Annotated in this window: 11 protein-coding genes, 1 tRNA gene and 1 riboswitch; of the genes, 4 read left to right on the plus strand and 8 right to left on the minus strand. The window is 51.2% G+C overall.

Annotation, left to right across the window (positions count from 1 at the left end):
- Positions 1–526 (minus strand): 3,4-dihydroxy-2-butanone-4-phosphate synthase (gene ribB / locus CFERDRAFT_RS02570; protein ID WP_040432969.1); only part of this gene is annotated, 526 nt, incomplete at its 3' end.
- 180 nt (positions 527–706) lie between these two features.
- A riboswitch (FMN riboswitch) is annotated at positions 707–858 on the minus strand.
- Between the two features lie 286 nt (positions 859–1,144).
- On the opposite strand from ribB, the gene rd reads away from it, so the two are divergent.
- Positions 1,145–1,321 (plus strand): rubredoxin, encoded by a 177-nt coding sequence (rd, locus tag CFERDRAFT_RS02575; protein WP_006365647.1) that lies wholly within the window; start codon positions 1,145–1,147, stop codon positions 1,319–1,321.
- 184 nt (positions 1,322–1,505) lie between these two features.
- Here rd and mtgA read toward each other — a convergent pair whose 3' ends face one another.
- The 7 genes from mtgA to atpA form a co-directional block, all read right to left on the minus strand.
- Positions 1,506–2,402, minus strand: coding sequence for a monofunctional biosynthetic peptidoglycan transglycosylase (gene mtgA, locus CFERDRAFT_RS02580; protein ID WP_006365648.1), 897 nt, complete (start codon positions 2,400–2,402; stop codon positions 1,506–1,508).
- A 222-nt stretch (positions 2,403–2,624) separates the two neighbouring features.
- Positions 2,625–2,697: transfer RNA gene (locus CFERDRAFT_RS02585), tRNA-Arg, on the minus strand.
- A 46-nt stretch (positions 2,698–2,743) separates the two neighbouring features.
- Positions 2,744–4,624 carry a DNA mismatch repair endonuclease MutL gene (gene mutL / locus CFERDRAFT_RS02590; protein WP_006365649.1) on the minus strand — a complete coding sequence of 627 codons (1,881 nt, stop codon included), beginning with the start codon at positions 4,622–4,624 and terminating at the stop codon, positions 2,744–2,746.
- Positions 4,625–4,821: 197 nt separating this feature from the next.
- Positions 4,822–6,078 (minus strand): CinA family nicotinamide mononucleotide deamidase-related protein, encoded by a 1,257-nt coding sequence (locus CFERDRAFT_RS02595; protein WP_006365650.1) that lies wholly within the window; start codon positions 6,076–6,078, stop codon positions 4,822–4,824.
- Positions 6,079–6,091: 13 nt separating this feature from the next.
- Complete coding sequence (gene thrA / locus CFERDRAFT_RS02600) at positions 6,092–8,554, minus strand: bifunctional aspartate kinase/homoserine dehydrogenase I (RefSeq protein WP_040432972.1); 2,463 nt, start codon at positions 8,552–8,554, stop codon at positions 6,092–6,094.
- Positions 8,555–8,727: 173 nt separating this feature from the next.
- Positions 8,728–9,603, minus strand: a complete 876-nt coding sequence (locus CFERDRAFT_RS02605) for a F0F1 ATP synthase subunit gamma (protein ID WP_006365652.1) — start codon at positions 9,601–9,603, stop codon at positions 8,728–8,730.
- 47 nt (positions 9,604–9,650) lie between these two features.
- Positions 9,651–11,231, minus strand: a complete 1,581-nt coding sequence (gene atpA, locus CFERDRAFT_RS02610) for a F0F1 ATP synthase subunit alpha (protein ID WP_006365653.1) — start codon at positions 11,229–11,231, stop codon at positions 9,651–9,653.
- A gap of 220 nt (positions 11,232–11,451) precedes the next feature.
- On the opposite strand from atpA, the gene CFERDRAFT_RS02615 reads away from it, so the two are divergent.
- Genes CFERDRAFT_RS02615 through CFERDRAFT_RS02625 form a run of 3 tightly spaced genes read left to right on the plus strand, consistent with a single transcriptional unit; the run spans position 11,452 to position 14,487 of the window.
- Positions 11,452–12,414 (plus strand): homoserine kinase, encoded by a 963-nt coding sequence (locus CFERDRAFT_RS02615; RefSeq protein ID WP_040433011.1) that lies wholly within the window; start codon positions 11,452–11,454, stop codon positions 12,412–12,414.
- Positions 12,415–12,440: 26 nt separating this feature from the next.
- Positions 12,441–13,757, plus strand: a complete 1,317-nt coding sequence (gene thrC, locus CFERDRAFT_RS02620; RefSeq protein WP_006365655.1) for a threonine synthase — start codon at positions 12,441–12,443, stop codon at positions 13,755–13,757.
- A 19-nt stretch (positions 13,758–13,776) separates the two neighbouring features.
- On the plus strand, positions 13,777–14,487 hold the full coding sequence (locus CFERDRAFT_RS02625) for a lysophospholipid acyltransferase family protein (RefSeq protein ID WP_006365656.1): 711 nt from the start codon (positions 13,777–13,779) through the stop codon (positions 14,485–14,487).
- Positions 14,488–14,504 lie beyond the last annotated feature (17 nt).

The following is a 14,504-nucleotide window of genomic DNA, read 5'->3' on the forward strand; positions in this document are numbered from 1 at the left end:
GTGAGTCGCAGAGAACTCCGCAGGGGTTGAGCCCGGCGAGGCGCATGAGGTCAACCGTGCCTTCAGTGTGACCGGGGCGCTCAAGCACGCCGCCCGCCCTTGCCCTGAGAGGGAAGATATGACCCGGTCGGCGAAGATCGGAGGGAAGGGCATCCAGAGATGCGGCGGCTCTTACCGTATGGACCCGGTCGGCAGCGGAAACCCCCGTTGTCACCCCTTCGGCAGCTTCGATGGAGACGGTGAAGGCGGTCTGAAAACCGCTGGTGTTGTTGGCCACCATCATGGGGAGCTCAAGCGAGCGGACTTTTTCGTCCGTCATGCAGAGGCAGACAATGCCGCTGCACTCCCGTATGAGCAGTGCCATCTGGGAAACGGTAAGGTATTCGGCGGAATAAATAAGATCGGCTTCGTTTTCACGATCCGGAGAGTCGGCAACAAGCACCCCCTTACCTTCACGAAGGGCAGTGAGGGCTCGCTCAACACGCTCAAAAGAGTCTCCATACTTACGGGCAAGAATCTGATTCATGGTATCATATTTTATTGATGGCAATTAGGTACCATACCACAAAAGCATCTCAAAAAAACATGCTGCAAGCGGCAGCCAAAAGACTATGAAGAGTCCGGTGGCCGACAGCGCAGGAACAACATATTTCTGAGAGGTGCCCATGAATCAGGGCGAAGGAATGCAGGAGTATTTCCTGGGCATCGCTATCCTCTTTCATCCGGACTATAACCGTCGGCTTTGGAGTTTCACCAAATCTGCTGACCTTTCGAAATAATCGAAAGCGCTCGCGGGCTTTCCGGATTAACAGCCGGTATACCGCCGGTGGGGATTTTCACCCCGCCCTGAGAACAGGTTAATGATATGTTACAACAACAGTAAAAAGATACATAAGGCTGGCGAAAGTTCAAAACGGGTGCCCGCGATTAATTTTGACGAAATTGAGTAAACAGTCAAAATTTGCAGAATCCCTGAAACGCACGTCGAAGAGCAAACAACACTGTTCAGGGGAAAAAGGCGAACTTTTTAGCCGCCCGCGGACTTAATGTTAGCTGAATGAGAGGGCCGGATGACTCGACATATCCGGCTGATCTCTCATTGAATTTGTCATAACGAAAACGAATAATTAAAACGGAGTTTTTTATGGAAAAGTGGGTCTGTATACCATGCGGCTACGTCTATGATCCTGAAGTTGGTGATCCCGACAGCGGCATTGAACCTGGAACATCCTTTGAAAACATACCTGATGACTGGGTCTGCCCGGTATGCGGTGTGGATAAAACACTCTTTGAACCGCTGAGCGAACAGCGGGGCCATTAAATTAATTTGTTGCGCAGATTGATAGCTGCGTTGGGAGGTGCTCGAAATCCTCATGTACTCGCATGTACACTCCGGTTTCTCCGCTCCTTCCGCCTTGCTCTAAAACTGCTCACGACAATTTATTATGATACCCGGATAACAGAAAACGCTCCAGAACCGGAGCGTTTTCTTGTGTAAATCATCTTCAGGGTGTTTTCGGCTTGCCGCTATTTTCAGAAGGGGGTGCACCTGAAGTGCCTTCTCCCGATCCCCCGTCAGCACCACCTTGATCGGTTGCACTGCTATCCGCCGACAGCACATCATTAATAAGACTTTCGGGAATACCGACTACAACAGAATCAACCGCTGTGGTATCCGCAGGAAGCGACATAACCTCCTGATATCCGGGAACAATAATGCCCCTCCGCTGCATGATGGCATAGATGATTCTGGAACGGGCACGCACATAGGGCGATGAACCCACCGGGGAGTACCTGATCGGGTTCGGCAGTACCGAGGCAAGCTTTGCCGCCTGCTGTCCCGATAATCCAGAGGGAGCCACGCCGTAGTAGTGACGGGAGGCTTCGCCGATGCCGAAAATACCGTCACCCCACTCGGCAACATTGACGTAGAGCTCCAGAATCCTCCGTTTGGATAGTGTTTTTTCGATTCTCCAGGTAAGAATGGCCTCCTTGATCTTGCGTACCGGATTTTTTGATGCCGAGAGATAGAGATTCTTGGCCAGCTGCTGGCTTATGGTACTGCCGCCCATCTTGAATTTTTTGGCCAGCAGGTTTTTTTCTATAGCCCGCTCGATTGCCTGGTAATCAAACCCTCCATGCTGCCAGAACTTGTCGTCTTCGGCAATCAGCACCGCTTTGACAAGATTCGGCGAGATTTTTTTCAGGGGAACCCACCTCTGGCGGATCTTTTTATCCAGAAGTCCCTCCTGAAGCCACTCGGTTTCCCGATCCTCCATAAAAGCGGTTTTCGCCGGGTTCTCATCAACGAGTCTGCCGACATCGGGATAGACAAAGTAACGGGCAATATCGGCAACGAACATCACCAGAAAAATGATGATGATTGCTCTGATAAATCTCATGTGTGCAGGTAGTTAATGCTGCCGGAAATAATGGTCCCTCTCGTACAATCAATTGTTTCAGAGGGCCCTGTAACTATGGATGTAAAATACCAAATAAGCGGGAGATACAACGGCAGGTGAGCAAATTTCTTTGCCCCTGCAATCGATAAAATACAGCGCATGCATCCAATGCATTACATAAATGGTGAACGGGTGGGCAGTAAAGGGGGGAAAAAAGAAAAGTGCCCTCGGGCAGACTCGAACCGCCGACCTACAGTTTAGGAAACTGTTGCTCTATCCACTGAGCTACAAGGGCATAGGGGGGAATTTAGTACTTTTGCAGAAACTTGCAACAACCCCGCTTATTTTCTTCCGAACATCCGGTCGAGCTGGTCAAGCGAGAGCTTGATGATAACCGGTCTGCCGTGCGGACAGGAGTAAGGGTCACGGGTGGCAAAAAGGTTGTCAATCAGGGTACGCATCTCTTCGAGATTGAGCTTCTGGCCGGTCATGATGGCATTGCGGCAGGAGTAGGACTTGGCCAGATTGTCACGCTTGTCGAGCTTGAGTCGTGAAGCATTGTCCTGATATTCGGCAATCATCTCCTGAAGGATGGTCACCTCGGTGCCCGGCTTGACATCCTGCGGAACCCCCTCGATCATGATGGTCTTGTTGCCGAAGAGGCGCAGATTGAAGCCGAGTCGGTAGAGATCATCACGGATCTCCTCAAAAACCTCGTACTCCCATGGCCGGAACTCTACTTTCTGGGGAAAGAGCAGCTGCTGGGAGTTGGGAACATTCTGGGTCATCACATCAACCGCACGTTCGTACAGAACCCTCTCATGCGCCACATGCTGATCGATAATCATAAGGCCGGTCTTGATCTGGCAGATCAGGTATTTGTTATGCAGTTGCCAGATTTTCGGTTCAGCCTCTTTCGGGTTCGGCTGACCCTCATCTCCGGGTAGCGGAGAGAGAAGGGCAAAAGAGAGTCCGTCATCACCTTCACGAAGCTCAGACTGAGACTTCGGTGCCGGGGAGCCGGAACGGCCTGTAAAGAGTTCGCTCTGGAGCAGGGTTGACGATCTCGTTTCCGGAGCATGCTGAAATGCTCCTTCACGATAATTACGGTAGAGATCTCCCGTCGTCATGGATCTGTCCGGAATATCCTGGAAGGAGAGCTTCCGCCAGGCCGACTCCTGACGGGGCGCGCCAAAGGCATCATCACGCGCTGTAGCTGCCAGATCGGGTGAGAAATCATGGAGCTGGATAGCCCGCTTGATGACCGGATAGAACATATTGCGCACACTGCGTTCATCATCAAAGCGGACCTCAAGCTTGGCCGGATGGACATTTACATCGATACGCGACGGATCAATTTCGAGAAAAAGCAGCACAAACGGGGCCTGACGCTCCACAAGCAGTTCACCATAAGCTTGCTGGACAGCCTGGGAGAGCATCCTGTTCTGGATAACCCTGCGGTTGATAAAGAAATACTGGTCGAGCTTCTTGCGTTTCTGCATTGCCGGCTTGCCGAGAAATCCTCGAATGGAGAGGTAATCGTTCTCCTCTGAAAGCTCAATCAGGCTGTCGGAAAAATCACTGCCGTAAAAAAAGTTGAGCCGTTCGGCCATTTCCGGCGTCCTGAAATGGAAAAGCTCCTCGTCATCGTTGTACATCCTCCACTCGATTTCAGGATAGGCAAGTGCAAATGACTTGATAACCTCAAATATATGCTGAAACTCGGTTGCATTGGATTTCAGAAACTTCCGACGGGCAGGTACATTGTAGAAGAGGTTTCTGACGCTCATGGTTGTTCCCTGCTCTCCCTGAACACCCGACTCCTCGGCAAGAACTCCCCCTTCGTAGCGGAAGCGCAACCCGAGCGTCTCCTTTGCTGTACGGGTTTTCAGTTCGAAATGCGAGACCGAAGAGATACTTGCCAGTGCTTCGCCCCTGAATCCGAGCGTTTTCAGAGAGTCGAGATCCTCGACTCCGATAATCTTGCTGGTTGCGAAGCGCTCAACACAGAGCAGTGCATCTTCGCGCAGCATCCCCGCACCATTATCAACTATACGTATAAGCTCCTTTCCGGCATCCTTGACAGAGAGCGTTATTTTATCGGCTCCGGCGTCAATGGAATTCTCCAGAAGTTCCTTGACAACCGATGCCGGACGCTGAACAACTTCGCCGGCAGAAATTTTGTTAGCAATACTATCCGGTAATCTTGCAATTCTTGCCATACGCTGTCATGAGAACATTTTTCTTTTCGCCAAAGCCATTGCCGATAATTTATGAGCAGAACAAGTTATTGATAAAAGAGCTTCTTTTTTTACAAAATGACAATATAATTTTGAGGAGGTGAACGCTTTTCCTTCTGAAGCTTGCAGGTGCTGAATGCATGAGAAAAAAAAGTCAGCGGAACAGAAAATCCAGGCGGTCAGGAGGCGCGAAGGTACTCCCAGATTTCACGAAGAGCAGCTTCACTGAAGCGGATTTTGTTCAGCTCGCGATCTCCATGCATGAAGAGTGTGCGCGACTGCACGGTTCCTGAGGATTTAACCGCCAGTGCGAGGCAGAGCATACCGACCGGTTTTTCAGCAGAGCCGCCCGCAGGCCCGGCAATACCTGTTGTTGCAAGCGCAAAATCAGCCCCGCTTTTTTCAAGACACCCTCTTGCCATGGCACAGGCAACCTCTTCGCTCACGGCTCCGAACTCTTCAACACTCTCCTTCGGCACCCCCAGCGTCTCCTCTTTGGCTTTGTTGGTGTAAACCACAAAACCCTGGAGAAAATAGGCCGATGAACCTGCAACATCAGTCAGGCGACTTGCAACAAGACCTCCGGTACATGATTCCGCCACAGCAACCGTGAGCCCACTGCGGGAAAGCAGTTCGCCGATCGTCTCTTCAAGTGTACTCTCTCCGGTTGCATAGATAAACCTCTTCGCCCGCTTGATGATGGCATCAACAACCCCTTTGTTATCCTCCTCCACTCTCTCCCGGTCACTGCCGATCGTGCTTATCATCAGCGACACGCCGGCTGCATGGGGAAGATAGGCCAGGGTTGTTCCCTCCGGAAGTGAATCCTCAACCTCAACAATCATCTCCGCCAGCATCGATTCACCGATACCAAGTGTTTTAACCGGCGTATGGCGGATAAATGAGGAGGAGAGTGCCGAAAAATAGGGGAGCACCGTAAGCTCCATCATGGCCTTCATTTCAGAAGGCACTCCCGGCATCAGAACCAGATAGTTGTTCCTGAAAGGCTCGCCGCATCCGATAATCATACCCGCCGCAGACCCTTTTGTATTCAGAATAACATGCGACCCTTCAATCACCATCGCCTGGTCACGAAGAGCATCATTCATGGTACGGCCTCGCTGTTTCATAAGCGAGGCAAGATTCTGATAGGCATCCTCACTCAGCTCTACTCCTCTCCGGAGAAGCTGCTGCACAGCACTGCGGGTCCGGTCATCCCGTGTAGGCCCGAGACCTCCGGTAACCAGCACCACCTCGGATCGTTCAAGTGACTCTGCAAGCACTGCCGCAATCTCCGGCTCAACGTCAGAGCAGGCAACTATCCGGTTCACCGCGATGCCGATACCGGCCAGAGCAGCGGCCATAAACGACGCATTGGTGTTTACCCGCTGCCCTTTGAGCAACTCATCACCGATTGAAACAATATCTGCACGCATATAGCTCTCTTCGTTAAACCAGATAACTTGCTATCCGGAGAATATCGGCAAAAACACCCCCAGCCGTAACCTCTCCGCCTGCACCGGGGCCACGGACAACAAGAGGAGTTGCATGGTAGCGATCCGTCGTAAAGACCACCATATTTTCCGATCCGCTGAGTCCGGCGATAGGACTTGAAAGCGGAACCCGTTTGACTCCTATGGATGCCTTTCCGTCCTTTATTCCGCCGGCATAGGCTATGGTCATCCCGTCCGCCGCGGCTTTTTCGCTCTCTTCCGCATACCAGCTGTCCACACTCTCCAATCGGTCAAGAAACTCCCCGACCGGCATCTCACCGCGATACTCCTCCGGCACGAGACTCTCGACAAGCACATCACTGAACTCGAGGGTAAAGCCGAGTTCACGGCCGAGAATGAGAAACTTTCGGGCAAAATCAGCACCCGAGAGATCGTCCCTCGGATCGGGCTCGGTATAGCCCGCCTCTTTGGCTCGCCGGACAATTTCGCTGAACCGCCCTCCCTTGCGCAGTTCGTTGAAAATAAAGCTCAATGTTCCGGAGAGAACTCCGTCGATACTGATAATCTTGTCTCCGCTGTTCTTAAGGTCGTTCAGGGTGTTGATAATCGGCAACCCGGCGCCGACATTGGTTTCATAGAGAAAACGGGCATTGCTTTTGCGCTGGGCATCCCTGATGCTCCTGTAGAGCGGCCAGCTGCCCGCCATGCCCAGTTTGTTGGCGGTGACAACGGAAATATTGGCCAGCAGGAGATCGGGATAGATTGCCGCAACCTCTTTGCTTGCCGTACAATCGACAAAAATGGTATTGTGCAGGTTTTTCTCCCGGATAATCTCCATATAGCCTTCAATACCTCTCTTCCCGCTTCTCGGCTGAAGAGCCTGCTGCCAGGAGTCAAGATCAATACCCTCATCGTTGAGTGCAATAGTGCCGGTATTTGCCATCCCGCAAACAACCACATCAAGGTCATTCTCCTCCTGCAGGTTGCGCCGATGGGCACGGATCTGCCCGATGAGACTTCTGGCGATTGTACCGGTCCCGGCTATAAAGAGATGCACCTTGCGCTGCGAGAGGAAGAATGATTCGTGTATACAGTTCAGGGCCTTGTCCTCATCGTTGCTGTCAATGACAAGGGAGATGTTCATCTCATTTGCGCCCTGGGCCACCGCAATAACATTGACCCCGTTTTTGCCGAGTGTTTCAAACAACTGGGCGGATACACCCGCGTGACCGGACATGTTGTTGCCGACTACCGCAATCATGGCAAGGTTTTTGCGAATTGCAAGCGGATCGATCTGACGGGACTCAATTTCAGCCCGAAACTCCTGTTCAAGTATTTTTTTCGCGTTCGGAGCCTGGGCCGGGTTGATGGCCAGCGTGATCGACTGTTCGGAAGAGGCCTGGGATATGAATATGATGTTGATGCGGTGACGGGCAAGACAGCTGAAAAGTCGTGAGGCAATCCCCGGAACGCCAACCATTCCGCTGCCGGACATGTTCAACAGTACAATATTATTAATGGATGTAAGCCCCGTAACGGGCAGCGAACGGTTTCTCTCCGGAGATAATGGTGCTCCATCAATTCGTGTTCCTTCAGCTGATGGATTGAAACTGTTTTTGATCAGGATCGGAATACCCGCCTTCATGGCCGGCTGAACAGCAAGTGGATGCAGCACCTTTGCACCGGCATGGGATAGTTCCATGGCTTCAGCATAACTGATAAACGGCAGAATCCGGGCATCCCGGACCCGTTTTGGATCGGCACTGAAAAAACCGTCCACATCGGTCCATATACAAATTTCGGCTGCACCAAGTGCTGCGCCAAGAATTGATGCTGTATAATCAGAGCCTCCCCGCCCGATGGTCGTTGCCGAACCATCCGGTGCTGCCGCTATAAAACCGGTCACCACCGGAACACCGGCAAAAGAGGCAAACTGTTTTCTGATCTGCAGTTCGGATGCATGAGCGTCAACCCTCGCATCGGCATAATTGGCATCGGTAACAATCAGCTTTCGGGCATCAAGATAGTAGGCTTCAATACGTCGCTCCTGAAGATAACTGCTGACAATCAGTGCAGAGAGTCGCTCACCGAATCCAAGCACAAGCGCCAGACTTTTATCGGAAAGCTCCCTGAGCAGAAAGACACCGTGCAGAATATCCTTGAGTTCGGAAAATTCAGTGCTGAATGCAACTGAAAAGGTAACGGGGATATTTCCGGAAAAGAGTTCCTGCGAAATTTCGAGATGGCGCTGCTCAAGCTCTTCGAGGGTGCGGCGATATCCGCTCTCTCCGCTCCCGGCCCTGGTGGCTGCGTCAAGAAGAAGATCGGTTACACCCTGAACTGCCGAAACCACAACAATAAGGTTATCATCAGCCAATGCACCGGCAATGATATCGACCACGTTGTTCATCCGCCCGGCCGACCCCAGAGAGATCCCCCCAAACTTGTATATCTTCATGCTCACGCCCACGCCTTGATTGAATATGAAATGAGATTGATGGTGAATCATTACCCGTTAAAATATAAATCATTTCCGGTTCAGCCGCATCTCCGGCAGCGCTCTTGAACAATTTCACAAAAAAAAAGCGCCCACTGGGGGGCGCTTTTATCATACATTCGTCGTGTTGTCGGTCAACTGCTCAATGCGTCAGCGCCCGCAACAATTTCACTCAGCTCGGTAGTAATCGCAGCCTGGCGTGCACGGTTATAGCTGATGTTGAGAGAGCGGAGAAGATCCTTGGCATTCTCTGTCGCCGAATCCATCGCAGCCATACGGGCAGCATGCTCGGCAGCATTGGATTCAAGCAGCATTCTCCAGACCTGGGTATTGAGATGGCGGGGAACCAGCACATCAATTATTGCGGAGGGAGAGGGTTCGTAAATATAATCACTGCTGCTCTCCTTGCCGGCACTAACGGGCGCAATAGGAAGAAGCTCCTCTGCTTTCAGGTTCGGCGCAAGCACCGACTTGAACTCATTGTAGACAACTATCACACGGTCAACCTCTCCACGCAGATACATACCGGAGGCGGTATCGGCAATCTCCTTGGCAATGCTGAAATCAAGATTCTGGAAAACCGCCGGGTACCCCTTGAGAATGTTGTAATCCCGCTTGCGGAAGAACTCGAGTCCTCTGGTGCCCGCACAGATCATACTTACGCCGCCCTTGCGGTGAACATCGGCGTAATCTTCATGAATGGTCTTGTATGCGAGCTTGATGATATTGGTATTGAACGCACCGCATAGACCCCTGTCGGAAGTAATAAGAATCACAAGCACCTTATTAACCTCCGGACGTCCCGAAAGCAGAGGGTTACGCGAAGTATCTACCTTTGCAGAAAGAGAGCCGAGCATCTCCTTCAGCTTTCCGGCATAGGGTCGAGCCATGACGGCCCGATCCTGTGCCCTTCTGAGCTTTGCTGCAGCTACCATCTTCATCGCCTTGGTAACCTGCTGTGTAGACTTCACCCCTTTGATTCGTACACGTATATCCTTTAATGTAGCCATGAATTACGGGACTGTTATTAATTGCTTAAAATCTGCTGATCCTGATATTACGCCTTGTTTTTTGCCTTGAAGGTCTCAACAAACTTCAACGCGAACTCCTTGAGCTTGTTGGCTGTATCACTTTCAAGAGCACCGCTCGTTGCAATAGCGCTGAGAATGTCACTCTGCTTGATTTCAAGCGCAGAGAGGAACTCCTCCTCAAACTTGCGGATAAAGCGCAGATCAACCGTATCGAGCAATCCCTGGGTACCAAGGAAGATGATCGCAACCTGCTTTTCAACCGGCATCGGGATATACTGACCCTGCTTGAGGATTTCAACAAGCCTCGCACCACGATCAAGCTGTGCTTTTGTTGTCTTGTCAAGATCAGAACCGAATTTCGAGAAGGCCTCGAGTTCACGGAACTGGGCAAGATCAAGACGAAGGGTACCGGCAACCTTTTTCATGGCCTTGATCTGGGCTGCACCACCAACACGGGAGACCGAGATACCGACGTTGATAGCAGGCCTCTGACCGGAGTTGAAGAGGTTCGACTCAAGAAAGATCTGTCCATCAGTGATGGAGATCACGTTGGTCGGAATATAGGCTGAAACGTCACCTGCCTGTGTTTCAATAACCGGCAGCGCGGTAAGACTTCCGCCACCTTTCACGATAGGCTTGAGTGCATCGGGAAGATCGTTCATCTTGCGTGCAACTTCAATATCGTCAGTTATTTTCGCAGCTCTTTCAAGCAGACGGGAGTGCAGATAAAAAACGTCGCCAGGATAGGCTTCGCGTCCAGGCGGACGGCGAAGAAGCAGAGAGAGCTGACGATAGGCAACGGCCTGTTTTGAAAGATCATCATAGACAACAAGTGCATGACGGCCGGTATCGCGGAAGAACTCACCAAGAGTCGCTCCGGCAAACGGGGCAATAAACTGAAGCGGTGCAGGATCCGAAGCCGTAGCGGAAATAACGGTGGTGTACTCCATTGCACCATATTTTTCCAGGGTATTGACAACCTGGGCAACCGTTGAACCTTTCAGGCCGATGGCAACATAGATACAGAAAACGCCTTTGCCTTTCTGGTTGATGATGGTGTCAATCGCAACCGCTGTTTTTCCTGTCTGACGGTCACCGATAATAAGTTCGCGCTGTCCGCGACCGATCGGAATCATGGAGTCGATAGCCTTGAGACCCGTCTGCAAAGGCTCGTGAACTGATTTACGATAGATAACACCGGGAGCCCTGCGTTCGAGAGGAAGACGAAGTTCGGTTTCAATGGAGCCTTTACCGTCGATCGGCTCGCCAAGTGGATTAATAACCCTGCCGAGCATAGCCTCGCCAACGGGGATTGAAGCAAGAATGCTGGTTCTTTTAACTGTATCACCCTCTTTTACCAATGTTGATTCACCAAACAACACAGCTCCGACGTTATCCTCCTCAAGGTTCAACGCCATACCCATGACGTTATTGGGAAACTCAAGAAGCTCACCTGCTGCTGCCTTTGACAAACCATACACACGAGCAATACCGTCACCAACCTGCAGCACTGTTCCTACGTCATAAACTTCTGCTTCGGACTCAAAACCGGCAAGCTGCTTGCGAAGTATGGATGAAACCTCATCAGGCCTGACTGTTGTAGACATATCTTATTCCGCTTGGTTATTTGTTAAGAAAAGAGAAAGATTCTGTTTACCTTCTTTTGAAGTTTAAATCGGGCGGCTGCCTGTCCAAAAGATTAAAACCTAAATTTAACGAAAAGCTTTTAGTTATTCAAATTCTCTCTCTCATTTGATTGAAGCTTCGTTTTATTTGATTGTCTATCCTACACCCAAACTTACAGGAATTTTGTCTGCAGAAAACGGTATAAAAACTATCAGGGGATTCGCTTCTGCAACCGTCGGCAATGTCGCCTGCGGTTTTGACGTTCTCGGCTTTGCCATAACCGAGCCGGGTGATGAAGTCATCCTGACACTCGATGAAGAAAAACATACCGGCTCTCCGGTCTCCATTACATCTATAACCGGAGATGGCGGCGCGTTGCCGCTTGACCCGAAAAAAAATACATCGAGCTTTGTTGTTCTCAAGTTCCTTGAATATATCCGGACCCATAAGCAGATTGACTTTACCGGTCATATTTCGCTTGAACTGAAAAAACACCTGCCGCTCAGCAGCGGTATGGGAAGCAGTGCAGCCAGCGCTGCTGCAGCCCTTGTTGCCGCCAATGAGCTGCTGGGAAATCCATGTACAAAAATGGAACTGGTTCATTTTGCTATTGAGGGTGAACGGGTTGCCTGCGGATCAGCTCATGCCGACAATGCCGCTCCGGCTATTCTCGGTAATTTTGTGCTGATCAGAAGCTATACACCACTTGACCTCATCACGATACCTTCGCCTGAACACCTCTACTGCTCCCTTGTGCACCCGCATACCGAACTGCGCACCTCCTATGCCCGTTCGGTGCTGCCGACCGAGATACCGCTCAAACAGGCGATCCAGCAGTGGGGTAATGTCGGCGCACTTGTCAGCGGTCTATTGACCTCAGACTATGAACTCATCGGACGCGCTCTTGTTGACGTTGTCGCCGAGCCGAAACGCGCGCCGCTCATACCGGGATTTTTTGATGTCAAACAGGCGGCAATTGATGCCGGGGCTCTCGGATGCAGTATTGCCGGCTCAGGTCCCTCAATTTTTGCCTTCTCTTCATCCGAAAAAACAGCTCTTGCTGTCGGTCTGGCCATGAAAGAGGCATTTCTGCACTCCAAAGCCCGCCTTGAGTCCGATATGTGGGTATCACCCATATGCAAGCAGGGCGCAAGAATACTGTAACAAAACAATAGAGCGTAACCTTAGTCATGATCTACTTCAGCACCAATAAATCCTCCATACCGGTCTCCATCAAGAAAGCAACACTTGAAGGCCTTGCTCCCGATGGCGGTCTTTACGTCCCTTCGGAAATCCCGCATTTCTCACCCGGCGAGATCGCCCTGCTTGAAGGCGCCAGCTTTAACAATATCGCATTTGCCATTGCCAAAAAGTTTATCGGAGCTGAGATCCCCCTGGACCTTCTCGGCGATATGATTGAGAACTGCTATACATTCGAGACGCCGCTTGTCGAGTTGAACAGCGATACCTTTATCGAAGAGCTGTTTTGTGGACCCACACTGGCTTTCAAGGATTACGGCGCACGCTTTCTTGCCCGCCTTACCGGTTATTTTGCCGCCGAAGATAACCGGCTTATCACCGTGCTTGTCGCGACATCGGGAGATACCGGCAGCGCGGTAGCTTACGGATTCCAGGGCATTGCAAACACAAGGGTGGTACTGCTCTATCCTTCCGGAAAGGTGAGCCCCCTGCAGGAACAGCAGTTGACTACTGCGGGAGGCAATGTACACGCTCTTGAAGTCAAAGGCGATTTCGATGACTGCCAGCGAATGGTAAAACAGGCCTTCGTCGATCCCTCCCTCAGCAAAAAGCTGACCCTCACATCGGCCAACTCTATCAACATATCACGCCTGATTCCGCAGTCATTCTATTACGCCTGGGCAACCCAGCAGCTCAGGGAGCGTTTCGGCAATGTTGAGCCTCTTTTTGCGGTACCGAGCGGTAATTATGGCAACCTGACTGCCGGTATACTGGCAAAAAAAATGGGCTTTCCCATCAGCCATTTTATTGCCGCGTCAAATGCCAATGACAGTGTCACCCGCTATCTTTATGACGGACGCTACGACCCTCATCCAACCATCACCACCCGTTCAACGGCGATGGACGTCGGCAATCCAAGCAATTTTGCACGGCTGCGGTATCTCTACAACAACGATCACGCGGCTATGGGCCGGGATATCACGGGTATCGCCGTCGCGGATAAAGAGACCCTTGAAACAATCCGCTCGGTTTATGAGCGCTTCGGCTACACTGCCGACCCTCATACCGCAGTTGCTTTCCGTGCGCTTGAGCTGTACAGAAGTTCAGGAGAGAGTGCCGGAAAACCGGGCGTTGTTCTTTCAACCGCCCATCCGGCAAAATTCCTCGAAGTTATCAGTGATGCGCTTGACCGGGAGGTTGAGATCCCTGAACGCCTTAAAGAGGTTCTCAACAAAAAGAAAATGGCTGTAACAATCAGTTCGGACTACAACGAGCTCGCAATGTTCCTCAACGGGCTTGACTGTTAACCATTGAAAAAAAGGGCCAATGAACCTCAGAACCCTGATTTTTTTTCTCATCCTGGTGCCGATCATGTTTATCGGGATGACCATCTACCTCTTTGTCAACCTCATTGACCGGACCGGTGACAGCTTTTACCGGCTGGCTGCATGGTGGGGGCGTTTCAGTGCAAAACTCTTCGGAATTTCAGTCGAGGTTATCGGCAGGGAAAATTACAGCTCCGATCAGAACTATCTGCTTGTCAGTAATCATGCGGGGATGGCTGATATTCCGCTCATCCTCGGTAACATTGCTATCAACCTCCGCTTTCTGGCAAAAGAGGAGCTTGGCAAAATTCCGATCTTTGGATGGACGCTCAAGCTGGCTGGTTATGTCATGATTAAACGGGGGCAGAACAGGGATGCTCTGAAAAGCCTTCTTGCGGCATCAAACGTCCTGAAAAAAGGGCGCTCCGTCCATATCTTCCCCGAAGGGACCCGCTCATTCGATGGCAAACTCCTCCCCTTCAAACGGGGAGCTTTTCTTGTTGCCGAAAAGGGCGGGGCTCCGGTTCTGCCGGTCACAATTATCGGCAGCCATCTGATTACACCGAAAAAAAGCCTTAAAATCAACAAGGGAAAAATCAGAATCATCATTGCCCCGCCAATTCCGCCCTCACAGTTCAACAGCGTTGAAGAGCTCAAAAAAACCTGTGCCGGCATCATCGGAAGCAATCTCGAGAAGTACCGCTATAACTGAATACGAAAACACAAAAG

This window comes from Chlorobium ferrooxidans DSM 13031 (assembly GCF_000168715.1).
Taxonomy (GTDB): Bacteria; Bacteroidota; Chlorobiia; order Chlorobiales; family Chlorobiaceae; genus Chlorobium; species Chlorobium ferrooxidans.